This window comes from Pseudomonas sp. 28 E 9 (assembly GCF_900004785.1).
GTDB lineage: Bacteria > Pseudomonadota > Gammaproteobacteria > Pseudomonadales > Pseudomonadaceae > Aquipseudomonas > Aquipseudomonas orientalis_A.
Genome location: NZ_CVTK01000043.1, coordinates 32080 through 55177, shown reverse-complemented (window position 1 = coordinate 55177; position 23098 = coordinate 32080). Strand labels below are relative to the sequence as shown.

Sequence of the window (23098 nt, the reverse complement as noted above, 5' to 3'; positions counted from 1 at the left end):
CTACCACGGCGCATGCGAGACCAACTGGCCGCTGAAAAAGCCCCAGGCGATCAGCCCCACGGTGATTGCGGCCAACACCACACGTACGGTCAGGGCAGTGACGAGGCGGTTGGAACGACCCTCGTCCTTGACCAGGAAGAACAAGCCACTGAACAGGCTCGCAACGGTCGCGATCAGCATCAGGGCAATCAGTGCTTTGAGCATGGTCTGGCTCCGGGCCATACGGGGAGGGGCAATGAAATCCAGTATAGCCAGTGCCCGGCAGCGCTTCAGGCCCGGCATCGCACCGACGTTGGTGGTGCTGATGCTGCTGCCGTTGATGATTGGCCTGGGCTTCTGGCAGCTGTCGCGCGGTCAGGAAAAACAGCGGCTGGTCGACACCTACGCCGAGCGGCGTGCCGCCGAGCCTATTGGCAGCGAGCAGCTTGAGACGAGCGCCGATCCAGCCTTTCGCCGGGTTCATCTGCGTGGCAGCTTCGATGCCGACCACAGTGTATTGCTCGACAACCGTATGCGCGACGGCAAGGCCGGTGTCGAGTTGCTGCAACCCTTTCATGATCAGGCCAGCGGCCTTTGGGTGCTGCTCAATCGCGGCTGGCTGCCCTGGCCGGATCGCCGTACGCCACCGGCGTTCGCCACGCCGGGTCAACCGGTGAATCTGGTCGCCTGGGTGTACGTCGCTCCCGGCGAAACCTTCCAGTTGCAGGTTGATCCCGCGACGGTGCAATGGCCGCGCCTGCTGACCGCGTTGCACCCCGTCGCCCTGTGGGCCGAATTGGGCCGCAATGGGTTCGCCTTTGAACTGCGCGCCGAAGCCGGGCCCGGTACGTACGACACCCACTGGCCTGTGGTCGCCATGGGGCCGGAAAAACACCTGGGGTATGCGGTGCAGTGGTTTGCCATGTCACTGGCGCTGCTGGCGCTTTACCTCTACCTCGGATGGCACAACGCAAAGGAGAAGCACCATGGGAGCCGCCATGAATCCACTCAACGTGTCTGAAGCGCCGGACCGGCGTAAGGGCCGCTGGCAGTTGCTCCTGATCCTGCTGATGGTGGTGGGCCCGATGGTGCTGGCGACCTTTATGTACAAACTGCAATTCTGGGTGCCGGACAGCCGCAGTTATCACGGTGAACTGATCGGTAACGGTCAGACCCGCGCAGACATAGGCGTGCAGGCCGATGAGGATCGCTGGCAGTTGCTGGTCACCGCGCCCGCCCTCTGCGCCGCCGAGTGCCAGCAACTTGTGTACCTGGCGCGCCAGCTGCAGATCGGCCTGGGTCGCGACGCGTCCCGTGCCAGCCACGCGCTGGCCAGTGCGCAGCCGGTCGGCACCGACTACGACACCCGGCTCAAGGCCGAATACCCGCAATTGCAGCGCTATTCACTGGACCTGTCGACCTTCAACCGCAATGCCGCCGCGCCTGGCGATGCGCAACTGTGGATCGTCGACCCCCACGGCAACCTGGTGCTGCGCTACGACGCCAAGGTCAACGGCAAGGACTTGCTCAACGACCTGCGCCTGCTGTTGAAACTGTCGAACATCGGATAAGGGCATCGTCATGGCCAAGCCTGGATTTCGCCTCGCGTTGTTTGCCACCCTGCTCGCGCTGATTGTCGTGTTGCTCGGTGCCTATACCCGCCTGACCCATGCTGGCCTGGGTTGCCCGGACTGGCCGGGGTGCTATGGCTTTATCGGCGTGCCGCAAAGCGCAGCCCAACTGGCCCATGCCGAACTGCACTTTCCTGATACGCCAGTGGAGGCCGACAAGGGCTGGGCCGAGATGACCCACCGCTACTTTGCCGGCACCCTCGCCATCCTCATCGCGCTGTTGGCGGCGCGGGCCTGGAGCCACCGGCGTGACCCGGGCCAGCCGGTGAAATTGCCGCTGTTCGTATTGATAGTGGTGTGCGCCCAGGCGGCGTTTGGCATGTGGACGGTGACGCTGAAGCTGTGGCCGCAGGTGGTGACGGGCCACTTGCTGGGCGGCTTTGCCACCTTGAGCCTGCTGTTCCTGCTGAGCCTGCGTCTGTCCGGCGTGCTGCCCGCATTGATCGTACCCAGGCGCCTGCAATATTGGGCAACGGCGGGGCTGGTGCTGGTGATCGGGCAGATTGCCTTGGGCGGTTGGGTCAGCGCCAACTATGCAGCGGTGGCCTGTGTCGATTTGCCGACCTGTCACGGTCAATGGTGGCCGACGGCGGACTTCGCCAATGGCTTTCACCTGACCCAGCATATCGGCCCCAATTACCTGGGCGGTCAGTTGGACAGCGATGCGCGCACCGCCATTCATCTGACCCATCGCGTGGGTGCGGTGCTGGTCACGCTGGTGCTGCTGGGCCTGGCCTGGCAGTTGCGCGCGGTGGGCATGACGCGCCTGGCGGGCTTGCTGTTGATCGCCCTGGCGGCGCAAATCAGCCTGGGCCTGAGCAATGTGGCGTTCGGCTTGCCGCTGCCGGTGGCGGTGGCGCACAACGCCGGGGGCGCAGCGCTCTTGCTGACCCTGGTGCTGGTCAATTATCACGCGCGCACCAGCCTGGTTCGGGTGCGCCACCCACGACCAATCACCTGGCGGTTCACTCCGCGAAAACCGGCATCGGGCCTGATGACCCTTAAAGGAGAGATGCCATGGCGTCCCTGATCGGCGCGCGTCACGGCCAGGCGGTCTGGCGTGACTATCTGGAGCTGACCAAGCCGAAAGTGGTGGTGCTGATGCTGATCACCTCGCTGGTGGGCATGTTCCTCGCCACCCGCGCCGGGGTGCCGTGGACGGTGCTGGCGTTCGGCAACCTGGGCATTGCCCTGTGTGCGGGCGCGGCGGCGGCGGTCAACCATGTGGTGGATCGGCGCATTGATGCGCTGATGGCGCGCACTCACAAACGGCCACTGGCCGAGGGGCGGGTCTCGGCCGTTGCGGCGCTGGTGTTTGCGTTGGTGCTGGCGGTGACGGGCCTGGCGCTGTTACTGGCGTTCACCAACCCCCTGGCGGCCTGGCTGACCCTGGCTTCGTTGCTGGGCTACGCGGTGATCTATACCGGGTTTCTCAAGCGCGCAACGCCGCAGAATATCGTCATCGGTGGCCTGGCCGGTGCCGCGCCGCCGTTGTTGGGCTGGGTCGCCGTGACCGGGCATGTCAGCGCCGAGCCGCTGCTGCTGGTGCTGATCATCTTCGCCTGGACCCCGCCGCACTTCTGGGCGCTGGCCATCCATCGCAAGGAGGAGTACGCCAAGGCCGACATCCCGATGCTGCCGGTCACCCACGGCGAGCATTACACCAAAGTGCATATCCTGCTCTACACCTTCGCCCTGCTGGCGGTGAGCCTGATGCCCTATGTCATCCATATGAGCGGGCTGTTGTACCTGGCCTGTGCGACGGTATTGGGCGGGCGCTTTCTGCAATGGGCCTGGGTGCTGTACCGTGGCAGCCAGCCGCACGCGGCGGTCAACACCTTCAAGTACTCTATCTGGTACCTGCTGTTGCTGTTTATCGCGCTGCTCGTAGACCACTACCTACTGTTGAACCTATGACTCGAACTCAAAAAACTGTCTTCATTCTGGTGGCCCTGGTGGCATTGATCATGGGCCTGACCGTCAACAAGGTGCTCTCGGGCAAAGGCCAGGGCGACCCGACCGCGCTGATCGACGCCGGCATTATCCTGCTGCCGCAAAGCCGCCAGCTGCCTGCGGTGAGCATGACCGACCAGGACGGCCAGCCGGTGCTGGTCAATGAGCTCAAAGGCAAGTGGAGCCTGCTGTTCTTCGGTTACACCTTCTGCCCGGACATCTGCCCGACCACCCTCGCCCAACTGCGCCAGATCAAGAGCGAACTGCCCAAAGAGGCGGTGGACAAGTTGCAGGTGATCCTGGTCAGCGTCGACCCCAACCGCGACACCCCGACCCAGCTCAAGCAGTACCTGGGCTATTTCGACCCGCAATTCCGGGGGTTGACCGGCACCACTGTGCAGGAGGTGCAGAAGGTCTCGAATGCCGTGAGCATTCCCTTCATTCCTGCGGACACCAGCAAGCCGAACTATACCGTCGACCACAGCGGCAACCTGGCGCTGATCGGCCCGGATGGCACCCAGCGCGGGTTCATTCGTGCGCCGTTGAACAACCAGAAGCTGGTGGCGCAGTTGCCGGGGTTGCTGCAGCGTAAATAACGCACAATACAAATGTGGGAGGGGGCTTGCCCCCGATAGCAGGGTGTCAGTCGATGAAGATGTTGACTGACCCGCCGCTATCGGGGGCAAGCCCCCTCCCACATTTTGATCTCCAGTGTGTTGGAGATCGTTCCCACGCTCTGCGTCCGCCTTGAATCAGAACGCCGGCTTGATCGCGCCTTTGTACTTCTCTTCGATAAATTGCTTCACTTCAGGCGTGTGCAGGGCTGCAACCAGCTTCTTCACGGCGTCCGAATCCTTGTTGTCTTCGCGGGTCACCAGGATGTTGACGTAAGGCGAGTCGCTGCCTTCGATCACCAGGGCGTCCTTGGACGGGTCCAGCTTGGCTTCCAGCGCGTAGTTGGTGTTGATCAGCGCCAGGTCGACCTGGGTCAGTACGCGCGGCAGGGTGGCGGCTTCCAGTTCGCGGAATTTCAGGTTTTTGGTGTTACCGGTGATGTCCTTGATGGTCGACAGGATGTTGGTCGGGTCCTTCAGGGTGATCAGGCCGTTGTTGGCCAGCAGCAACAGGGCACGGCCGCCGTTGGTGGCGTCGTTCGGGATCACCACGTTGGCGCCGTCAGGCAGGTCGGCCAGCTTCTTGTATTTGCTCGAGTACGCGCCCAGCGGTTCCAGGTGCACGCCGCCGACGCTCACCAGGTGAGTGCCCTTGGCCTTGTTGAATTCATCCAGGTACGGCTGGTGCTGGAAGAAGTTGGCGTCCAGGCGCTTTTCAGCCACCTGTACGTTCGGCTGCACATAATCGGTGAAGACTTTGACCTGCAGGTCCACGCCTTCTTTGGCCAGCGCAGGTTTCACGAATTCGAGGATTTCCGCGTGCGGCACCGGCGATGCGGCGACCGTGATGGTCTCGGCATGGGCGGAAAACGCGGCAACGGCGGCGAAAGCAACCAGTAGTTTTTTCATCCAGCAAGCTCCTTGTTCGGACATCTGCCGGCACAAGGCCGGCCATGGCCGTTATTTTCGAGAAAAGTGCACCACCAGCCTGTCGCCGACGGTTTGCAGAATTTGCACCAGGATCAACAGCATTACCACGGTGACCACCATTACATCGGTCTGGAAGCGTTGGTAACCGAAGCGGATCGCCAGGTCGCCCAGGCCACCGGCACCGACTACCCCGGCCATCGCCGTGTAGGACACCAGTGTAATCGCTGTCACCGTAATCGCCGCGAAGATGCCGGGGCGGGCTTCGGGCAGCAGGGCGTTGGTGATGATCTGACGCGTCGTTGCGCCCATCGACTGAGTGGCCTCGATGATGCCGCGGTCGACTTCACGCAAGGCGGTTTCCACCAGGCGCGCAAAGAACGGTGTGGCGCCCACGACCAGCGGCGGAATCGCACCTGCCACACCCAGCGATGTCCCGGTGATCAACACCGTGAACGGAATCATGACGATCAGCAGGATAATGAACGGCAGCGAGCGCAGGATGTTCACGACCAGCGACAGCAGCGCATATAGGCCCTTCTGTTCGAACAGTTGGCGCGGGCTCGTCAGAAACAGCAGTACGCCCAACGGCAGGCCGAGCACGACCGTGAAGAACAGCGAACCGAACAGCATGATCATGGTATCGCCAGTGGCGAGCCAGATTTCGGACCAGTCGATGTTGGCAAAGAAGTTCAGGAAAACGTCCATTAGCGCAGCACCTCCATATGAACGTCAGCGGCGGTGAAGCGCGCAAACGCGGCGTCCATGTCACCGCCGGTGACGGCGAGGGTCAATTGCCCGTAGGGAATGTCTTTGATGCGGTCGATACGACCGGCGAGGATGCTGTAGTCCACCCCCGTTTCCCGGGCGACGGTACCCAGCAATGGCGCGTAGGTCGCGTCCCCCTGGAAGGTCAGGCGCACGATACGGCCCGGCACGTGGGCGAAGTCGTCGCGTTGCTCGCCTTCGTCGACCTGTTCGGCTTCCTGGACGAAGCGCTTGGTGGTCGGATGCTCTGGATGCAGGAACACGTCGGCCACCGAGCCTTGCTCTACGATCACGCCGGCGTCCATCACGGCCACCTGGTCGCAGACGCGGCGAATCACATCCATTTCATGGGTGATCAACACGATGGTCAGCTTGAGTTCGCGGTTGATCTCGGCCAACAGTTGCAGGACCGAGGCGGTGGTCTGCGGGTCGAGGGCGCTGGTGGCCTCGTCGCACAGCAGGATCTTGGGTTTGGTGGCCAGGGCGCGGGCGATGCCGACGCGCTGTTTCTGGCCGCCGGACAATTGCGCCGGGTACTTCCTGGCGTGGTCCGACAGGCCGACGCGGGCGAGCAGTTCGGCCACGCGCAGGTCGATGTCCTTGCGCGACAATTCGCCGGCCAATGTCAGCGGCAGCGCCACGTTGTCTGCAACGGTCTTGGACGCCAGCAGGTTGAAGTGCTGGAAGATCATCCCGACCTGCTGGCGAAAACGGCGCAGGCCGTTGGCATCCAGCGCGGTGACTTCTTCACCATCAACCGTGATCTTCCCGCCACTGGGTTCTTCGAGGCGGTTAATCAGGCGCAGCAGGGTACTTTTTCCCGCACCCGAGTGGCCAATCAGGCCAAACACCTGGCCGTTTTCGACGCGCAGGCTGGTGGGGTGCAGGGCGGGAATATCCTTACCGGCGACGCGGTAGGTTTTATGGACGTTTTGAAACTCGATCACGTAGCGAACCTTGTGGGGCGCATGGAAAAGGGATCAGCGGTTAGCCGGGCGCGCATTTTAGCCTGTCCGTATAGCGTTTCTTAGCATTTATTTCGCATCCATCCAGCGATTTGGCAATAACGAGACCAAAGGTCATAAAAAAGGAACGGCTCAAAACCCTGTCAGTCACTACTTAAGCAATTCGATCTCCCGGGTGCCGTGTCCGGGGTTTCGCTCAAATGAGCCGGGGACCGCTCTGGCCACTTTGACTAAGGAGTTTTGACTGATGAGTACCAAGAAGCCAGCCACCCCGCCGAAGAGTGAACTCGCGGGCACTGATACCCTGGACCGAGGCAATACCAACGCCAAACTGCAGGCGCTGGAAGAATTCCGTTCCGATGCGACCGGTCAGGCCCTGCGCACCAACCAGGGCGTGAAAATCTCTGACAACCAGAACACCCTGAAGGTCGGCGCGCGTGGCCCGTCGCTGCTGGAAGACTTCATCATGCGTGAAAAGATCACGCACTTTGACCATGAGCGTATTCCGGAGCGCATCGTGCATGCCCGTGGTACTGGCGCCCATGGCTATTTCCAGAGCTACGGCGATCATTCGGCGCTGACCAAGGCTGGGTTCCTACGGACTCCAGAGCATAAAACGCCGGTGTTCGCGCGTTTTTCCACAGTGCAGGGCCCGCGTGGTTCCGGTGACACCGTGCGTGACGTACGCGGTTTCGCCGTGAAGTTTTTCACCGACGAAGGCAACTTCGACCTGGTGGGCAACAACATGCCGGTGTTCTTCATTCAGGATGCCATCAAGTTTCCTGACTTCGTGCATGCCGTTAAGCCCGAGCCGCACAACGAGATTCCTACCGGCGGATCGGCGCACGATACGTTCTGGGATTTTGTCTCGCTGGTGCCTGAGTCGGCGCATATGGTGGTGTGGGCAATGTCTGACCGCGCCATTCCAAAAAGCCTGCGTGCCATGCAGGGCTTTGGCGTGCATACCTTCCGTTTGATCAACACCGAAGGCAAGTCGAGCTTTGTGAAGTTTCACTGGCGGCCGAAAGTCGGCACCTGCTCGCTGGTATGGGACGAAGCGCAAAAGCTGGCCGGTAAAGACACCGACTACCACCGTCGCGACCTGTGGGAATCGATCGAAAGCGGCGATTACCCCGAGTGGGAGCTGGGCGTTCAGATCGTTGCAGAAGAAGACGAGCATAAGTTCGACTTCGACCTGCTCGACCCGACCAAGATCATCCCGGAAGAACTGGTACCGATCACGCCGCTGGGCAAGATGGTGCTCAACCGTAACCCGGACAACTTCTTTGCCGAGGTCGAGCAGGTTGCGTTCTGCCCGGGCCATATCGTGCCGGGTATCGACTTCACCAACGACCCACTGCTGCAAGGTCGTCTGTTTTCCTACACGGACACCCAGATCAGCCGTCTCGGCGGGCCGAACTTCCATGAGATCCCGATCAACCGCCCAGTGGCGCCGTTCCATAACGGCCAGCGCGACGCTCAGCATCGCACGGTGATCGATAAAGGGCGTGCGGCTTATGAGCCCAACTCCATCGATGGCGGCTGGCCGAAGGAAACACCTCCCGGTCCTACGGATGGTGGCTTCGAGACTTACTACGAGCGCGTTGATGCCAACAAGGTGCGCGAGCGTAGCGAATCGTTCGGCGACCACTTCTCCCAGGCCACGCTTTTCTTCAACAGCATGAGCCATCACGAGAAAGAGCACATCATCGCCGCCTACAGCTTCGAGTTGGGCAAGGTCGAGCGCGAGCATATTCGTGCCCGCCAGGTGAATGAGATTCTGGCCAACATCGACCTGGAACTGGCCAAGCGCGTTGCGCAGAACCTGGGCTTGCCGGCGCCGACCAAAGGCACGGTGCCTGTGCGTGAAACGTCGTTGAAAGCATCGCCAGCCTTGAGCCAGGTGAATTTGCTGTCGGGCGACATCAAGACGCGCAAAGTGGCGATTCTGGCGGCGAACGGCGTGGACGGTGCGGCGATTGCTGCACTCAAGGCAGCCCTGGAGGCTGAAGGTGCGCATGCCAAGCTGCTCGGGCCGACGTCGGCGCCTGTGACCACGGCCGATGGCAAGTCGCTGCCGGTGGATGCGTCGATGGAAGGCATGCCGTCCATTGCGTTCGACGCGGTGTTTATCCCGGGCGGCAAGGAGTCGGTCAAGGCCCTGAGCGGCGACGGCGTGGCATTGCATTACGTGCTGGAAGCGTACAAGCACCTGAAGGCCATTGCGGTCGCCAGCGACGTGAAGCCATTGCTCGACCTGTTGAAGCTGGAAGCGGATGCGGGGTTGATCGTGGGGGCGGATGCCAAGGCGTTCAAGGCGTTCTTTGCCGCGATTGCTCAGCATCGGGTGTGGGAGCGGGAGCCGAAGGCTAAGGCGATTCCGGCTTAATTTGTTGGTTGTTTGTTAGATCGTCATCGGGGGCAAGCCCCCTCCCACGTTGAACTGTGAATGCATTCAAGTGTGGGAGGGGGCTTGCCCCCGATGCTTTTAGTCCGCCTTACGCGGAATCAGCACAACCTGCGCCGGAATGTGCTTCAGAATCTGCCGGTGAATCTTCAGGTCATACCCCGAATCAATTCGCTTCACCCGTTTGGTCAGCAATGTGGCCAGCCACGGGTAATCCTCGGTGCGTGGCACCTGGATACTGACGTCGCACTGGTAATTCACCACGTCGGTGGCGATGGCATCCAGTTGATGGCGCATGGCTTCGACATCCGCCAAATTCAGCGCCACGGTGGTGCTCGGCGCCACCGGGTCGATGACCTTGGCGGCGGGCTTGGCTTCGGCCGCTTTCAGGGCGGCCTCGGCCTGATCCAGCTCGGCTTTGCGCGCATGACTGATGGCGCTGTTGACGCCGCCGGTCAGGGCCGGGGCCTTGGGCATCAGCGCGCGGGCACGGCTCAGCGCCGTGGCGGCGGCGTTGACGTCACCCTTTTGCAGCACGATCTGGCTGCGCTGCAGGTACGCTTCGGCCAGCTGGCGCTGGTAAGCCTCAAGTGCCGGGTCATTGGGCGATTGGGCCTGCAAGGTGGCGAGCTGGTCTTCGGCCGTGGCCAATTCGCTGCTGGCCAGGTTTTGCTCCAGCTGCGCGATGGCCGCAGCGCGCGGGTCCGGCGCTTCGGGGGCGGCGGGCGGTGTGCTTTGACAGGCGCCCAGCAGCAGGGAAAATGCGGCAAGGAGCAGATAACGGAAAGTGAACGGCTTCATTCCTGCGACTCTCTATTTGCGCAAAAAGCGAGCAAGTCTACACCCCTCGACGGGGCAGGACAAAACTCAGCAGAAACAGGGCGGCCGCCGACACCACAATCGACGGCCCGGCCGGCGTGTCCTTGAACCATGACAAGGCCAGGCCCCCACACACTGCCAGCATGCCCAGCAGACTGGCGCCGATGGCCATTTGCTCTGGCGAACGGGCATGGCGCTGAGCGGCGGCGGCTGGAATGATCAGCAGCGAGGTGATCAACAATACGCCGACAATCTTCATCGCGACAGCGATCACCACCGCGATCAGCAGCATCAGCGCCAGGCGCAGGGCCGGCACGGGCAAACCTTCGACCGTTGCAAGCTCCTCGTGCACGGTGATTGCCAGCAGCGGGCGCCACAGGCTCACCAGCACCAAAAGCACCGCCGCGCTGCCACCAAGGATCCATGCCAGGTCGGTAGGACTGATCGCCAGCAGATCGCCAAACAGGTAGGCCATCAGGTCGATGCGTACTTCATGCATGAAGCTCAGCACCACCAGGCCCAGGGACAGGGTGCTCGGCGCCAGGATGCCCAGCAGCGTGTCGGACGCCAGCGGCTGGCGCTGCTGCAGCGTCACCAGTAACACCGCCAGCAGCAGGCAGCCGACGGTTACGGCGATGGTCGGGCTCACGTCCAGCAGGAAGCCCATGGCCACGCCAAGCAGTGCGGCATGGGACAAGGTGTCGCCAAAGTACGCCATGCGCCGCCAAACCACGAACGAGCCCAGCGGGCCCGCCACCAACGCCAGAGCCAAGCCTGCCAGCAGGGCGTAGAGCAGAAAATCAGCCATGCTTGCAGCTATCTCCATGAACGTGGGGGGTAGAAGCGTCATCGACAACGGCGCCATGCAGATCGTGGGCGTGGTCGTGATGGTGGTGATAGATCGCCAGGCTCTGGGCGTTCTTGCCGAACAGCTCCACGAACGCCGGGTCGCCGCTGACCTGTTCCGGGTGGCCGGAGCAGCACACGTGACGGTTGAGGCAGACCACTTGATCGGTGGTGCTCATCACCAGGTGCAAATCGTGGGAGACCATCAGCACGCCGCAGCCATGGCGGTCGCGCAACCGGGTAATCAGGCTGTACAGCTCGGCCTGGCCGGCGACGTCGACGCCTTGCACCGGCTCATCGAGCACCAGCAGCTCCGGCTCGCGCAGCAGGGCGCGGGCCAGCAGCACGCGCTGCATTTCACCGCCGGAGATGCTCTGCACCGGACTGTCGATCACCTGTTCGGCGCCGACCTCCTTGAGCGCCGCCTGGGCGCGGGCGCGGTCTACACCTGGCACCAGACGCAGGAAACGCAATACCGACAGCGGCAATGTGGGGTCCACGTGCAGCTTCTGCGGCATATAGCCCACGCGCAGCCGGGGCTTGCGCCATACGCTGCCGCGGTCGGGCTTGAGCAGGCCGAGCACGGCGCGCACCAGGGTGGTCTTGCCGGCGCCATTGGGGCCGATCAGGGTCACGATCTGCCCCGGCTCCACGCTCAGCGCAATGTTGTCCAGCACGTGTTGCCCGGCGAACGTGACCCCGACCTGCTCCAGGCGGATTAACGGGTTGCTCATCAAGCCCCCTGACAGCCCGAGCACAGGCCGACCACTTCGACCGTTTGCCCTTCGACGCTGAAGCCGACGTCGGCGGCGCTTTTGACGATGGCATCACTGATGCTTTTCTGTTCAAGCTCGATGGCGGCGTGGCACTCGCGGCAAATCAGGAACTGGCCCTGGTGCGCGTGCTCCGGGTGGTTGCAGCCGACAAACGCATTGAGCGAGGCGATGCGGTGCACCAGGCCGTTTTCCAGCAGGAAATCCAGCGCGCGGTAAACCGTAGGTGGCGCGGCGCGGCGGCCGTCCTGTTCGCTCAGCACGCCAAGGATGTCGTACGCGCCCAGCGGCTTGTGGCTTTGCCACACCAGCTCCAGCACGCGTCGACGCAGCGCGGTCAGGCGCAAGCCCTTCTGCGCGCATAGGGTGTCGGCCTCCGACAATGCGCTGTGAACGCAGTGAGAGTGGTCATGGGGACGGCTGGCAAGCGGTGTTATAGGCATGAGCGGCGACAGATATTTGATAGAGACGTTATTATGTTACCTGTTCCTATGCCATTGAGTGGTCATCGTGTCCCGACTTTTTCCCGTTTTTGTCGTATTTGTCACCAGTTTGTTCGTGGCTGGCGCCGCTCAGGCCGAGGTCAAGGTGCTGACCAGCATCAAGCCGCTGCAACTGATCGCCGCGGCTGTGCAGGACGGAGTGGCCGTTCCGGAGGTGTTGTTGCCGCCGGGTGCGTCGCCGCATAACTTCGCCTTGCGTCCATCCGACGTACGGCGCGTGCAGTCGGTCGACCTGCTGTACTGGATCGGGCCTGACATGGAAACTTTCCTGCCGCGCGTGCTGAAGGGCCGGACCGCGGCGACGGTGGCCGTGCAGGACCTGCCAGGCATGAAACTGCGCCGTTTCGGCGAAGATAGCCACTCCCATGCCGACGAAGCCGACGAGCATGATCACGATCATCGTGCCGGCAGCGTCGACGCGCATTTGTGGTTGTCGACAGTGAACGCGCGCGTCATCGCGGCGCGGATGGCGGCTGACCTCAGTGCGGCCGACCCGGCCAACGCCGAGCGTTACCTGAGCAACGCCAAAGCCTTCGCGGGTCGCCTGGATGCGCTGGATATACGCTTGAAGAAGCGCCTGGCAGGCGTTGAAGGCAAGCCTTACTTTGTATTTCACGAAGCCTTTGATTACTTCGAAGACGCTTACGACTTGAAGCACACCGGCGTGTTCAGCGTAGCCGCCGAAGTGCAGCCCGGCGCCCAGCATGTGGCGGCGATGCGTACGCGGCTGCAGGAAGTGGGCAAGACGTGCGTGTTCAGCGAGCCGCCGTTGCGGCCGCGCTTGGCCGAAACATTGGTTGCCGGGTTGCCGGTTAAATTGGCGGAGCTGGATGCGCTGGGCGGCTACACCCCGGCCACTGCGCAGGGGTATGAGCAGGTGCTGGAAAAGCTCGGCAATGATCTGGCTGGATGCCTGGAGTCACTCTAAATGTGGGGCAAGCGTTAAGGCTTGTTGTAGGAGCGAGCTTGCTCGCGAAAAACTCACAGGCACCACGTTCATTCAGAAAGCACGCGTTATCGTTGACGTTTTTCGCGAGCGAGCTCGCTCCTACATTTGGACTGAGCAGGTCTTTAGAGCGCGAACGGCAGATGCACAGTGACCTGCTGGCGCTGCAGCAGGCGATGCTCGAACTCGGCAGGATCGTGAATCAACACATCCTGCCCGGCAAACGACTCGGCTGCGATCAGCCGCGACAGCCAGAACCGCACGCACGCCACGCGCAACAGGGTCGGCCATAGCTCGGCTTCCTTGGCGGTAAACGGCCGCAACCCCGCATAAGCACCCAGCAGCGCACGGGCGCGCGGCCCATCAATCACGCCGTCGGCGTCCGAACACCAGTCATTCAAGGCGATGGCGACGTCATACAGCATCGGCCCGGAGCAGGCGTTGTAGAAGTCGATCAGGCCGGTCAGGTGCGTGCCTTCGAACATCGCGTTATCGCGGAACAGATCGGCATGAACGTTGGCGCGTGGCAGGGCGAGAATCTGCGCCTTGTGGGCTTCTATCTCGTTCAACGCGTCCTGCAGAAGGCGCTGTTGTGCGTCGTTCAGGTGCGAAATCAACTGCGCGCCTTCACTGAGCATCCACTCCAGCCCGCGATCGGTCCTGCGCTCCAGAACCTTGTCGCCCTGGGTCGCCAGGTGCAGGTGGCCGAGCAGGTCGCCGACCTGGGCGCAATGCTGGGCGTTGGCGTGCGTGATGTGCTTGCCGGCCAGGCGCGGTTGCAGCAAGGCGGGTTTGCCCTTGAGTTCGCGCAAAGCGATACCGTCGGTGGTACGCAGGGCGTAGGGCACCGGCAGGTCGGCGTCGTGGAGCACGTCGAGCAGTTCGATAAAGAACGGCATTTCTGCCACGGGGCCGCGCTCGACCAGGGTCAGGACGAACTCGCCCTGCTCCAGGCTGATAAAGAAATTGGTGTTTTCGCTACCGGCGGCAATCCCCTGGAAATCAAGCAGGCGGCCGAGCCCGTAAGGGGCAAGAAAGGTTTCCAGCTCGGACCGAGCCAGGGGGGTGAACACAGACATGGTTAAAACTGCCGTTACGGGCGCCGCTCAGGGCGGCGCCGGTTGAAATTAGGGAATCATTTCCATTCGAAGATCTTCCATGACGGGATCAGCATATCCGGCTGGTCAGAACGGATGAAGTTCGCGTCGGTTCCATCCGCGCGTACCAGGAAATACGGTGGAGCGCCTTTTGGCGTTACCTTGATGGCATACAGGAAGCCGTTTTGACGGTACTCCTGGATGGTCTTGTCGCCTTCCGTGCGAATGGTCACTTCCGGATCGCCCGATGGGGCATCGTCTGCCGCCATGGCAGCCATCGGAGCGAGTGCAATCAAGCCAGTCAACAGCAGGCGATTGAATGTACGCATGATAACCTTGTCCCTTTGTTTTCATTGGTCCGGCTATTCTAGCGCCTGACCCGCCGAAAAGGTTGATCCTGCTCATGAGCCAAGCGCCCCTCGTCCTGGTGGACGGTTCTTCTTATCTGTACCGCGCTTTCCACGCGCTGCCACCGCTGACCACCTCCAAAGGCCTGCCGACCGGTGCGGTCAAGGGCGTGTTGAACATGCTCAAGAGCCTGCGCAAGCAATACCCGGACAGCCCCTTCGCCGTGGTATTCGACGCCAAGGGCGGAACCTTTCGCGATGAAATGTTCGCCGACTACAAGGCCAATCGCCCGAGCATGCCCGATGACATGCGCCTGCAGATCGAGCCCCTGCACCAGAGCGTGATCGCCCTGGGCTTCCCGTTGCTGTGCGTCGAAGGCGTCGAGGCCGATGACGTGATCGGCACCCTGGCCCGCAGCAGCGCCGCCGCTGACCGCCCGGTGGTGATCTCCACCGGCGACAAGGACATGGCGCAACTGGTGGACGGGCACATTACCTTGGTCAACACCATGACCGGTAGTTCGATGGACATCGAGGGCGTAAAGGAGAAATTCGGCGTCGCTCCGGAGCAGATCATCGATTATCTGGCGTTGATGGGCGATTCCTCCGACAACATCCCTGGGGTTCCCGGCATCGGTCCGAAGACCGCCTCCGGTTTGCTGGTGGGGGTCAATGGCGGTCTCAAAGAGCTGTATGAGCAGTTGGACATTGTGCCGACCCTGCCGATTCGGGGCGCCAAGACGCTGGCGGCCAAGCTGGAAGAGCACAGGGAGATGGCGTTCCTGTCCTATCGGCTGGCGACGATCAAAATCGACGTGCCCCTGGACATCGGCCTGGACGACTTGCACCTGATCGAGCCGGATCGCGAAAAGTTGCTGGAGCTGTACACGCTGCTCGAGTTCAAGAGCTGGTACGACGAGATCCAGCGCGATAGCAAGCGTGTCGAACTCAAGGCGGCCAACGAAGTTGCACCTGCCGCCGAGGCGCCTGCCGAGGCGGTTATCGCGGTGCCGGTGGAGGCGGTGTACACCACCATTCTTGACCAGGCCACGTTTGATCTGTGGCTGAAGAAACTCAACGACGCGACGTTGTTTGCCTTCGATACCGAGACCACCGGGATCGACGCCCAACAGGCCCAATTGGTTGGGCTGTCGTTTGCGGTACAGGCCCACGAAGCCGCCTATATCCCGCTGACGCATGCCTACACGGGCGCGCCGGAGCAATTGGACCGTGACACCGTACTGCTGGCCTTGAAGCCCTTGCTGGAAGATCCGGCCAAGCTCAAGGTGGGCCAGCACGCCAAGTTCGACATGAACATCCTGGCCAACTGCGCCATCGGTGGCGACCCGGCGCAGGGCATCACCGTGCGCGGCATCGCTTTCGACACCATGCTCGAATCCTACGTGCTGAACTCCACCGCGACCCGCCATGACATGGACAGCCTGGCGAAGAAGTACCTGGACCACGCCACCGTGAGCTTCCAGGACATCGCCGGCAGGGGCGCCAAACAGCTGACCTTCGACCAGATCGCCCTTGAGCAAGCCGGCCCCTACGCAGCCGAAGATGCCGACGTGACCTTGCGTTTGCATCAGGCACTGCACGCGAAGTTGACCGCGATCCCGAGCCTGGCCAGCGTACTGACGGATATCGAAATTCCGTTGGTGCCGGTGCTGGCGCGTATCGAGCGCCAGGGCGCCTTGGTGGACAAGGAGCTGCTGGGCATCCAGAGCATCGAGCTGGGCAACAAGATGATCGAACTGGAGCGCCAGGCCTTCGAAATCGCCGGTGAGGCATTCAACCTGGGTTCGCCCAAGCAGCTCGGGGCGATCCTCTACGAGAAGCTCGGCATGCCCGTATTGAAAAAAACCGGCAAGGGCCAGGCATCCACCGCTGAAGAAGTGCTGGCCAAGCTGGCGGAGGATGATTTTCCATTGCCCAAGGTACTCATGCAGTACCGCAGCATGAGCAAGCTGAAAAGCACCTACACCGACCGCCTGCCGGAACAGATCAACCCGCGTACCGGGCGTATTCATACGTCCTACCACCAGGCGGTGGCGGCGACCGGGCGTCTGTCCTCCAGCGATCCGAACCTGCAGAACATCCCGGTGCGCACCGCCGAGGGGCGACGCATTCGCCAGGCGTTTATCGCGCCCAAGGGTTACAAGCTGCTGGCGGCGGACTACTCGCAGATCGAATTGCGGATCATGGCGCACCTGTCCAAGGACGAAGGGTTGATGAATGCCTTTCGCAACGACCTGGACGTGCACACCGCCACGGCTGCCGAGGTGTTCAAGGTTGAGTTGAGCGAAGTCACCTCCAACCAGCGCCGCAGCGCCAAGGCGATCAACTTCGGCCTGATTTATGGCATGGGCGCCCAGAAGTTGGGCAAGGACATTGGCGTCGACACCAAGACCGCCAAGGCCTATATCGATGTGTACTTCGCCCGCTACCCCGGTGTGCGCGAGTACATGGAGCGCACCCGTGCCCAGGCGGCGGACCAGGGCTACGTGGAAACCTTCTTCGGGCGGCGCCTGTACTTGCCGGACATCAACTCCAACAAGCCCCAGGAGCGCGCGGCGGCAGAACGCACCGCGATCAACGCGCCGATGCAGGGCACGGCAGCGGACATCATCAAGAAGGCCATGGTGAAGGTGGACGACTGGCTGACGGAATCAGGCCTGGACGCCAAGGTTATCCTTCAGGTGCACGACGAACTGGTACTGGAGGTCCGTGAGGATCTGGTCGCCGAGGTCAGCGAAAGAATTCGCGAGCACATGAGCGCTGCGGCTCAGTTGGACGTGCCCCTGGTGGTGGACGTGGGCGTGGGCGATAACTGGGACGAGGCGCATTGATTCTGCGGTTTCGCCGTCACACCCGGTGATGGCGAAACGCTTTAGATCGGAAGCTGCCGTCAGTTATTTCCAAGTGTTTTTTGAACCTGCCGGAACTTAACCTGTGAACTGCCACTCAGAGTTACTGAATGGGTGGTGAAGCCCTTCAATGCTCCTATGTTGTGTTAAGTGTTGGCAGATATCCGAACCCCGCCCTAGCGGTTCGGAACTTGGACCCCGAACTTCCCCTCCCCATACGAAGTCCGGGGTTTTTTTTGCCTGCGCAAAAGTTATTCGGCGATTTCCGCGCCCTTGTCCGCCAATTCCATCCAGCCGGCCAGTACGGTGTAGGCGTCTTCCAGGCCCATGCGCTTTGGCGCGGAGAACAATTGGATGGTGATGGCATCGCCCCAACCCTTGCGGATTTCGGACTGCACTTTGAGCAGGGTGTTCTTGGCCGCGCCGTAGGTCAGCTTGTCGGCCTTGGTCAGCAGGATATGCATTGGCATGCCGCTGGCGACCGCCCAATCGAGCATCAACAGGTCGAAATCGGTCATTGGATGACGGATGTCCATCATCAGGATCAAACCTTTCAAACTCTCCCGACCACCCAGGTAAGCCTCCAGGTGACGCTGCCAGTGCAGCTTCAACGGGATAGGGACTTTTGCATAACCGTAGCCCGGCAGGTCGACCAGACGCCGATCATCGTCTAGCTTGAAGAAATTGAGTAACTGCGTGCGACCCGGGGTTTTCGAGGTGCGTGCCAGGCTGGCATGGGTGAGCGTGTTCAGGGCGCTGGACTTGCCAGCGTTGGAACGGCCGGCAAAGGCGACTTCAAAGCCTTCGTCATCGGGGCATTGGTCCACTTTGGCGGCGCTGAGCATGAAGGTGGACTGTTGGCACAGGCCGAGGATGGGATTCTTGAGTTGCATGAGATTTCCGATGTGGGCGGTGCCGAAAAAGGGTGCGGCAAGCGGTGTCGTTTCCGTTTCAGTAGCGCCAGTATATAATGCCGCAGATTTTGTGTGTGCTTTGTCCCAGCGAAGGATGACGTTCACGGGAGCGAAAAGACCTTTATTGCGCATTAGAACGCAAAACGCTCTCAAACCCTGAATTGATCGACACATGGTCAAGTGATTGCCCCAGGGTTTCAAGGCAATGCCGCCGCGTGGTTTGTGCATGGACTGCAGTACCGAGGATTACCAGGCCATCAATGAGTTGATGGTGAGTAAACCCGGTAGATAACTCTTAAACCCTTAGCCGTAGTTGGATTAGCTGATGAACAAACTGATCGTGAGTCTGCTGTTGACCTTGGGCATCACCGGTATTGCCCATGCCGCAGGCGACGCTACCGCGGGGCAGGCGAAAGCCGCCGTGTGTGGTGCTTGCCATGGACCGGACGGTAACAGCCCGGCGCCGAACTTCCCCAAATTGGCCGGCCAGGGTGAACGTTACCTGGCCAAGCAGATGCACGAAATCAAGGATGGCAAACGCGTGGTGCTGGAAATGACCGGCTTGCTGACCAACTCCAGCGATCAGGACATCGCTGACATCGCGGCGTATTTTGCCAGCCAGAAAGGCAGTGTGGGAGCTGCCGATCCGAAACTGGTCGCCCGTGGCGAGAAACTGTTCCGTGGCGGCGACCTGGACAAGGGCCTGCCCGCCTGTACCGGCTGCCATTCGCCAAATGGCGCAGGCAACGCCGCCGCCGGCTTCCCGCACTTGAGCGGCCAGCACGCTGCCTACATCGCCAAACAGCTGACCGATTTCCGCAAGGAAGAAGCCGGCCGGGCCAATGATGGCGACGCAATGACCATGCGCACCATTGCCCGCAAACTGAGCGATGAAGACATTGCTGCAATCTCCAGTTACATCCAGGGCCTGCACTGACAGACGGCAACGTTAACGCTCGATTAATCCGTCGATGCAAGCATAAAAAGGGTGGCCACGGCCGCCCTTTTTTGTGGCCGCTGCCGTTACACTAACGAACTCATGTCCGCGTAGACCTGTCACACATAAAGGTCGCGTGAGGCGACTTTATTTGTCCAGGAGTAAAGCATGCGTAATCTGATCCTCAGCGCCGCTCTCGTCACTGCCAGTCTCTTCGGCATGACCGCACAAGCTGCCGACGTGCCGCTTGAAGCCGGTAAAACCTACGTTGAACTGACTAACCCGGTCCCGGTTTCGGTGCCCGGCAAAATCGAGGTGGTGGAGCTGTTCTGGTATGGCTGCCCGCATTGCTACGCCTTTGAACCGACCATCAACCCCTGGGCCGAAAAGCTGCCCAAGGACGTGAACTTCAAACGCATTCCGGCCATGTTCGGCGGCCCATGGGATGCCCACGGCCAGCTGTTCCTGACCCTGGAAGCCATGGGTGTGGAGCACAAGGTCCACAACGCGGTATTCAACGCGATCCAGAAAGAAGGCAAGCGCCTGACCAAACCGGACGAAATGGCTGACTTCGTTGCCACCCAGGGTGTCGATAAAGACAAGTTCCTGGCCACCTTCAATTCCTTTGCCATCCAGGGCCAGATCAAGCAGGCCAAGGAACTCGCGCAGAAGTATGGCGTGCAAGGCGTACCGACCCTGATCGTCAACGGCAAGTACCGTTTCGACCTTGGCACTGCCGGTGGTCCTGAAGCGGTCCTCAATGTCGCCGACCAGCTGATCGCCAAAGAGCGCGCAGCCAAGTAAGGGGCTCGCCATGCGTCGTTGGGGTACCGAGCGTGTCGTCGGCCTGCATGATCCGCAGGTCAACGAACATCACCTGGAGTCCACAGGCCTGCCGGCGGACAGCCGCCTGCGCCTGCTCAGTTTCAATATTCAGGTGGGTAACAGTACCGAGAAATATCGGCACTACCTCACGCGTGGCTGGCAGCACTTGCTGCCGCACAAGGGGCGTACCGGCAACCTGCAGAGAATCGGCGACCTGCTCAGCGACTTCGACCTGGTCGCCCTGCAGGAAGCCGACGGCGGCAGCCTGCGCTCCGGCTACATCAATCAGGTGGAGCACCTTGCCCAGCTCGGTGCCTTTCCCTACTGGTACCAGCAACTCAATCGCAACCTCGGGCGCCTGGCGCAGCACAGCAATGGTGTGCTCAGTCGCCTGAAGCCGACAGTCATCGAGGATCACCCGTTGCCAGGCCCCAAGGGGCGCGGTGCGATCCTGGTGCGTTTTGGCGAAGGCCCGGAAGCCTTGGTGGTGGTGATGATGCACCTGGCCCTCGGCGGGCGTACGCGCAACCTCCAGTTGGCCTACGTGCGCGACTTGATTGGCAACTACAAGCACCAGGTGTTGATGGGGGACATGAACACCCACGCCAACGACCTGCTGCAGAATTCCCCGCTGCGTGACCTCGGCTTACTGGCGCCGCAAGTCGAAGCCACGTTTCCCAGTTGGCGCCCGCAGCGCTGCCTTGACCATATCCTGCTCAGCCCGAGCCTCACACTGGAAAGTGTGCAGGTGCTGGCGCACCCTATTTCCGATCACCTGCCGGTCGCGGTGGAAATTCGTCTGCCGGGCTCGCTGACGGCTGATGCGTTCCCCGCGTTGAGCCCAGGCCCCGGCGGACCTCTTGCATGAGTGACGACGCCCAGCGCTGGAAAGAAAAGTACCTTAAAGGCGTTGAGCAGCAAGACAAGCTCGAACGCCGCTGGGCCGCCCGCCTCGATCTGTTGCGTCGAGGGCTGGTGCGCAGCACGCTGGCGGCGGAAGGGACTGACCGCGCTGTCGATCAATGCATGAAGGAAATGCGCGATGTCGTGCGCACTGACGACATGGACGCCGCCCTGGCCGCCCTGCTGCCGCGTCTGGAAAAGGCCGTGCTGGATTCCGAGCAGCGCCGCGAAACCCGGGTTGACCAAATCAGTACCGCCCTCACCGCCCTGGTCGCGCAGTTGCAGAAACTGCCGCTACCCCGTGAGGTGGCGCGCCCGCTGAAAACCTTCGCCAAGCAGCTTGACGGTCGAGTCGGGCAGGCACGGGAAATACCGCTGCTGCTCAGCGAGTTGAGCAGCCTGCAGGAACAGGCGCTGAATAACCTGGAGCCGGATGGCGAAACGCCGCGCTCCGGGCCCGGGTTATTGCAGCGCCTGTTTGGTGCCAAGGAGCCCTCAAACGAAGCGCCCGAGCCCGAGACACCCCCTGCGCCACTCTCCGTCGCGCCCTCGCCTGCGGCGTCTGAAGCTGCGGAGCCCGCGCAGTCCGAGGAGCTGACCCAGGCATTGCGAGCTTTCGCGCCGTTGCCGCCGACAACGGACGTCTCTGCGCCTGCCGTCGAAGAGGCACCGGCCGGCGTAACGTCCGAGTTCCAAGCGCCTGCTCAAACGCCGCTCGCGCCCATGCCCGACGAAACCTTCGATCGCGAGGCGCCTGAAACGCCAGCCGAAGACGCCGCTGCCGAAAGTGCACTCGCGGCTTTTATCGAAGCACCCCAAGACTCCGTCGATACGCCAGAGGAAACGCTGATCGGCAGCCTTTCACTCCCGCCCGTATTGGATACCGCAGAGCCTGACCCCGACGCCCTGCAGTCGGATGGTGTCTACGCCCTGCCCGATTCGCCCGAGCCTTCCTATAGCTCGGTTGCCAAGCATATTGAAGACACCTTGCTCGGCCTGCTGGAAGACCTGTCCCTGCCCGAGGGCCACCGACCACAGGCCGAAGCCATGCGCGAACGCCTGGCCGATGGCTTGAACTGGTACGAGCTGCTGCCGATCCTCGACGACCTGGCGGTGCTGATGCTGGCGGTTACCGACAGCGGCCAGCATGAGTTCGAGGCTTATCTTAAACAGCTCAACGAGCGTCTTGAGGCATTTCAGGGTCACCTGCAGGTCGCCAGCGAGGGGCACGCCGACAGCCGCTCCGCCGCGCGGGAGCTGGACACGCAAATTCGCGAACAGGTAGACGGCCTGCAAAGCAGCGTGCAGGACGCCGCCGATCTGGACAGCCTCAAGCAGGTGCTGGAGAGCCACCTCGAGGGCTTGCTCGGCACCATGGACGAGCACCGACAACAGCGCGACCAGCGCGAGCAGGAAGTGGCCGCGCGGCTCCAGGGCCTAGCTGAACGGGTGGCGAACATGGAGCAGGAAGCCCAGGGCTATCGTGAGCATTTGGAGATACAGCGCCAGAAGGCGCTGATCGATCCGCTCACCGGCCTGCCCAACCGCGCGGCCTGGAGTGAGCGCCTGGATCATGAGGTCAATGCCTGGCACCAGCGTGGCAACAGCCTGTCACTGGCCATGCTGGACCTCGACCACTTCAAGCGCATCAACGACGGCTACGGCCACCTGGCCGGCGATAAAGTCCTGAAGATCATCGCCAATGTGCTGCGCAAACGCCTGCGTCCGACCGATTTTATTGCGCGCTTCGGCGGCGAAGAATTTGTGTTGTTGATGCCCGATTCGGCCCTGGCGGATGCCTTGGCTGTCGGTGACGTGTTGCGAGTGGCCATCGAGGCTTGCCCGTTCCACTTCAAGGGCGAGCCGGTGACCATCACCGTATCCATGGGGGTGGCGCAGTTCCAGCCGGGCGAGCGCAGTGACCTGGTACTCAAGCGTGCCGATGAAGCGCTTTACAGGGCCAAGGCGGCGGGGCGTAATCGGGTGCAGGCGGCGTAAAAAATGTTCTGAATATGTAATTTGACCGCTTGCCCGCCAGCGGTACGTTACACTGTTGCATTATCGTCCTTTGTGT

Annotated in this window: 23 protein-coding genes and 1 pseudogene; 13 read left to right on the top strand and 11 right to left on the bottom strand. The window is 61.8% G+C overall.

Annotation, left to right across the window (positions count from 1 at the left end; all coding sequences use genetic code 11):
• On the bottom strand, window positions 1-204 hold the full coding sequence (locus BFQ00_RS11555; protein ID WP_057725706.1) for a twin transmembrane helix small protein: 204 nt from the start codon (window positions 202-204) through the stop codon (window positions 1-3).
• Between the two features lie 31 nt (window positions 205-235).
• Between BFQ00_RS11555 and BFQ00_RS11550 the strand changes: the two genes are divergently transcribed.
• Genes BFQ00_RS11550 through BFQ00_RS11530 form a run of 5 tightly spaced genes read left to right on the top strand, consistent with a single transcriptional unit; the run spans window position 236 to window position 4159 of the window.
• Entirely contained in the window at window positions 236-1000 is a 765-nt protein-coding gene (locus BFQ00_RS11550) for an SURF1 family protein (protein WP_065933598.1), read from the top strand.
• On the top strand, window positions 966-1550 hold the full coding sequence (locus tag BFQ00_RS11545; RefSeq protein ID WP_065933597.1) for a hypothetical protein: 585 nt from the start codon (window positions 966-968) through the stop codon (window positions 1548-1550). The genes BFQ00_RS11550 and BFQ00_RS11545 overlap by 35 nt, the downstream gene beginning before the upstream one ends.
• 10 nt (window positions 1551-1560) lie before the next feature.
• A complete protein-coding gene (locus BFQ00_RS11540) occupies window positions 1561-2640 on the top strand; it encodes a COX15/CtaA family protein (protein WP_065933596.1) in 1080 nt (359 codons plus the stop codon).
• Complete coding sequence (gene cyoE, locus BFQ00_RS11535) at window positions 2628-3527, top strand: heme o synthase (protein WP_065933595.1); 900 nt, start codon at window positions 2628-2630, stop codon at window positions 3525-3527. The genes BFQ00_RS11540 and cyoE overlap by 13 nt, the downstream gene beginning before the upstream one ends.
• Window positions 3524-4159: an SCO family protein gene (locus BFQ00_RS11530; protein ID WP_065933594.1), complete on the top strand. Its 636-nt coding sequence runs from the start codon at window positions 3524-3526 to the stop codon at window positions 4157-4159. Before cyoE ends, BFQ00_RS11530 begins: the two co-directional genes overlap by 4 nt.
• 156 nt (window positions 4160-4315) lie before the next feature.
• Here the strand turns inward: BFQ00_RS11530 and BFQ00_RS11525 are convergent, their stop codons facing one another.
• From BFQ00_RS11525 to BFQ00_RS11515, 3 genes are read right to left on the bottom strand one after another with little or no spacing between them, the layout of a single operon-like run.
• The gene (locus BFQ00_RS11525) at window positions 4316-5086 is read right to left on the bottom strand and encodes a MetQ/NlpA family ABC transporter substrate-binding protein (RefSeq protein ID WP_065886768.1); all 771 of its coding nucleotides are present in this window, start codon (window positions 5084-5086) and stop codon (window positions 4316-4318) included.
• 51 nt (window positions 5087-5137) lie between these two features.
• Entirely contained in the window at window positions 5138-5812 is a 675-nt protein-coding gene (locus tag BFQ00_RS11520) for a methionine ABC transporter permease (protein ID WP_065933593.1), read from the bottom strand.
• Window positions 5812-6819, bottom strand: a complete 1008-nt coding sequence (locus BFQ00_RS11515) for a methionine ABC transporter ATP-binding protein (RefSeq protein WP_065895278.1) — start codon at window positions 6817-6819, stop codon at window positions 5812-5814. Before BFQ00_RS11515 ends, BFQ00_RS11520 begins: the two co-directional genes overlap by 1 nt.
• A gap of 265 nt (window positions 6820-7084) precedes the next feature.
• Here BFQ00_RS11515 and katE point away from each other — a divergent pair, with 265 nt between their 5' ends.
• Window positions 7085-9226 carry a catalase HPII gene (gene katE, locus BFQ00_RS11510; RefSeq protein ID WP_065933592.1) on the top strand — a complete coding sequence of 714 codons (2142 nt, stop codon included), beginning with the start codon at window positions 7085-7087 and terminating at the stop codon, window positions 9224-9226.
• Between the two features lie 99 nt (window positions 9227-9325).
• Here katE and BFQ00_RS11505 read toward each other — a convergent pair whose 3' ends face one another.
• The 4 genes from BFQ00_RS11505 to zur are packed head-to-tail and all read right to left on the bottom strand — an operon-like array spanning window position 9326 to window position 12125.
• Window positions 9326-10045 carry a PA5502 family lipoprotein gene (locus BFQ00_RS11505; RefSeq protein ID WP_065886771.1) on the bottom strand — a complete coding sequence of 240 codons (720 nt, stop codon included), beginning with the start codon at window positions 10043-10045 and terminating at the stop codon, window positions 9326-9328.
• A gap of 37 nt (window positions 10046-10082) precedes the next feature.
• A complete protein-coding gene (znuB, locus tag BFQ00_RS11500; protein ID WP_065933591.1) occupies window positions 10083-10871 on the bottom strand; it encodes a zinc ABC transporter permease subunit ZnuB in 789 nt (262 codons plus the stop codon).
• Window positions 10864-11643 carry a zinc ABC transporter ATP-binding protein ZnuC gene (znuC, locus tag BFQ00_RS11495; protein ID WP_065886773.1) on the bottom strand — a complete coding sequence of 260 codons (780 nt, stop codon included), beginning with the start codon at window positions 11641-11643 and terminating at the stop codon, window positions 10864-10866. The genes znuB and znuC overlap by 8 nt, the downstream gene beginning before the upstream one ends.
• Window positions 11643-12125 (bottom strand): zinc uptake transcriptional repressor Zur, encoded by a 483-nt coding sequence (gene zur, locus BFQ00_RS11490; protein WP_065933590.1) that lies wholly within the window; start codon window positions 12123-12125, stop codon window positions 11643-11645. The genes znuC and zur overlap by 1 nt, the downstream gene beginning before the upstream one ends.
• A 58-nt stretch (window positions 12126-12183) precedes the next feature.
• Between zur and BFQ00_RS11485 the strand changes: the two genes are divergently transcribed.
• Entirely contained in the window at window positions 12184-13113 is a 930-nt protein-coding gene (locus BFQ00_RS11485; RefSeq protein ID WP_065933589.1) for a zinc ABC transporter substrate-binding protein, read from the top strand.
• A 143-nt stretch (window positions 13114-13256) separates the two neighbouring features.
• Here BFQ00_RS11485 and BFQ00_RS11480 read toward each other — a convergent pair whose 3' ends face one another.
• Together BFQ00_RS11480 and BFQ00_RS11475 are read right to left on the bottom strand one after the other, a co-directional pair.
• Window positions 13257-14210, bottom strand: a complete 954-nt coding sequence (locus BFQ00_RS11480) for a homoserine kinase (protein WP_065933588.1) — start codon at window positions 14208-14210, stop codon at window positions 13257-13259.
• Between the two features lie 56 nt (window positions 14211-14266).
• Window positions 14267-14557, bottom strand: coding sequence for a DUF2782 domain-containing protein (locus BFQ00_RS11475; protein WP_017528747.1), 291 nt, complete (start codon window positions 14555-14557; stop codon window positions 14267-14269).
• Between the two features lie 74 nt (window positions 14558-14631).
• Here BFQ00_RS11475 and polA point away from each other — a divergent pair, with 74 nt between their 5' ends.
• Entirely contained in the window at window positions 14632-17427 is a 2796-nt protein-coding gene (gene polA, locus BFQ00_RS11470; RefSeq protein ID WP_065933587.1) for a DNA polymerase I, read from the top strand.
• A 269-nt stretch (window positions 17428-17696) separates the two neighbouring features.
• Here the strand turns inward: polA and yihA are convergent, their stop codons facing one another.
• Window positions 17697-18338 carry a ribosome biogenesis GTP-binding protein YihA/YsxC gene (gene yihA, locus BFQ00_RS11465; RefSeq protein ID WP_042943980.1) on the bottom strand — a complete coding sequence of 214 codons (642 nt, stop codon included), beginning with the start codon at window positions 18336-18338 and terminating at the stop codon, window positions 17697-17699.
• A gap of 211 nt (window positions 18339-18549) precedes the next feature.
• On the opposite strand from yihA, the pseudogene BFQ00_RS30445 reads away from it, so the two are divergent.
• From BFQ00_RS30445 to BFQ00_RS11445, 5 genes and pseudogenes are all read left to right on the top strand, one after another.
• A pseudogene (locus BFQ00_RS30445) lies at window positions 18550-18651 on the top strand (cytochrome); the annotation flags it as partial.
• A gap of 33 nt (window positions 18652-18684) precedes the next feature.
• A complete protein-coding gene (locus tag BFQ00_RS11460; protein ID WP_065933586.1) occupies window positions 18685-19296 on the top strand; it encodes a c-type cytochrome in 612 nt (203 codons plus the stop codon).
• Between the two features lie 168 nt (window positions 19297-19464).
• On the top strand, window positions 19465-20100 hold the full coding sequence (gene dsbA, locus BFQ00_RS11455; protein WP_065886779.1) for a thiol:disulfide interchange protein DsbA: 636 nt from the start codon (window positions 19465-19467) through the stop codon (window positions 20098-20100).
• A 10-nt stretch (window positions 20101-20110) separates the two neighbouring features.
• Window positions 20111-20989, top strand: a complete 879-nt coding sequence (locus tag BFQ00_RS11450) for an endonuclease/exonuclease/phosphatase family protein (protein WP_065933585.1) — start codon at window positions 20111-20113, stop codon at window positions 20987-20989.
• On the top strand, window positions 20986-23022 hold the full coding sequence (locus BFQ00_RS11445; RefSeq protein ID WP_065933584.1) for a diguanylate cyclase: 2037 nt from the start codon (window positions 20986-20988) through the stop codon (window positions 23020-23022). The genes BFQ00_RS11450 and BFQ00_RS11445 overlap by 4 nt, the downstream gene beginning before the upstream one ends.
• Window positions 23023-23098: the final 76 nt, after the last annotated feature.

Excerpts from the sequence above, each read along its gene's own strand:
- yihA (WP_042943980.1), bottom strand. The coding sequence starts at position 18,338 with ATGCAACTCAAGAATCCCATCCTCGGCCTGTGCCAACAGTCCACCTTC.
- zur (WP_065933590.1), bottom strand. The coding sequence starts at position 12,125 with ATGCCTATAACACCGCTTGCCAGCCGTCCCCATGACCACTCTCACTGC.
- BFQ00_RS11525 (WP_065886768.1), bottom strand. The coding sequence starts at position 5,086 with ATGAAAAAACTACTGGTTGCTTTCGCCGCCGTTGCCGCGTTTTCCGCC.
- BFQ00_RS11460 (WP_065933586.1), top strand. The coding sequence starts at position 18,685 with ATGAACAAACTGATCGTGAGTCTGCTGTTGACCTTGGGCATCACCGGT.
- znuC (WP_065886773.1), bottom strand. The coding sequence starts at position 11,643 with ATGAGCAACCCGTTAATCCGCCTGGAGCAGGTCGGGGTCACGTTCGCC.
- BFQ00_RS11445 (WP_065933584.1), top strand. The coding sequence starts at position 20,986 with ATGAGTGACGACGCCCAGCGCTGGAAAGAAAAGTACCTTAAAGGCGTT.
- BFQ00_RS11530 (WP_065933594.1), top strand. The coding sequence starts at position 3,524 with ATGACTCGAACTCAAAAAACTGTCTTCATTCTGGTGGCCCTGGTGGCA.
- BFQ00_RS11520 (WP_065933593.1), bottom strand. The coding sequence starts at position 5,812 with ATGGACGTTTTCCTGAACTTCTTTGCCAACATCGACTGGTCCGAAATC.
- BFQ00_RS11505 (WP_065886771.1), bottom strand. The coding sequence starts at position 10,045 with ATGAAGCCGTTCACTTTCCGTTATCTGCTCCTTGCCGCATTTTCCCTG.
- BFQ00_RS11550 (WP_065933598.1), top strand. The coding sequence starts at position 236 with ATGAAATCCAGTATAGCCAGTGCCCGGCAGCGCTTCAGGCCCGGCATC.
- dsbA (WP_065886779.1), top strand. The coding sequence starts at position 19,465 with ATGCGTAATCTGATCCTCAGCGCCGCTCTCGTCACTGCCAGTCTCTTC.
- BFQ00_RS11540 (WP_065933596.1), top strand. The coding sequence starts at position 1,561 with ATGGCCAAGCCTGGATTTCGCCTCGCGTTGTTTGCCACCCTGCTCGCG.
- BFQ00_RS11545 (WP_065933597.1), top strand. The coding sequence starts at position 966 with ATGGGAGCCGCCATGAATCCACTCAACGTGTCTGAAGCGCCGGACCGG.
- BFQ00_RS11555 (WP_057725706.1), bottom strand. The coding sequence starts at position 204 with ATGCTCAAAGCACTGATTGCCCTGATGCTGATCGCGACCGTTGCGAGC.
- cyoE (WP_065933595.1), top strand. The coding sequence starts at position 2,628 with ATGGCGTCCCTGATCGGCGCGCGTCACGGCCAGGCGGTCTGGCGTGAC.
- BFQ00_RS11450 (WP_065933585.1), top strand. The coding sequence starts at position 20,111 with ATGCGTCGTTGGGGTACCGAGCGTGTCGTCGGCCTGCATGATCCGCAG.
- BFQ00_RS11475 (WP_017528747.1), bottom strand. The coding sequence starts at position 14,557 with ATGCGTACATTCAATCGCCTGCTGTTGACTGGCTTGATTGCACTCGCT.
- katE (WP_065933592.1), top strand. The coding sequence starts at position 7,085 with ATGAGTACCAAGAAGCCAGCCACCCCGCCGAAGAGTGAACTCGCGGGC.
- znuB (WP_065933591.1), bottom strand. The coding sequence starts at position 10,871 with ATGGCTGATTTTCTGCTCTACGCCCTGCTGGCAGGCTTGGCTCTGGCG.
- polA (WP_065933587.1), top strand. The coding sequence starts at position 14,632 with ATGAGCCAAGCGCCCCTCGTCCTGGTGGACGGTTCTTCTTATCTGTAC.
- BFQ00_RS11480 (WP_065933588.1), bottom strand. The coding sequence starts at position 14,210 with ATGTCTGTGTTCACCCCCCTGGCTCGGTCCGAGCTGGAAACCTTTCTT.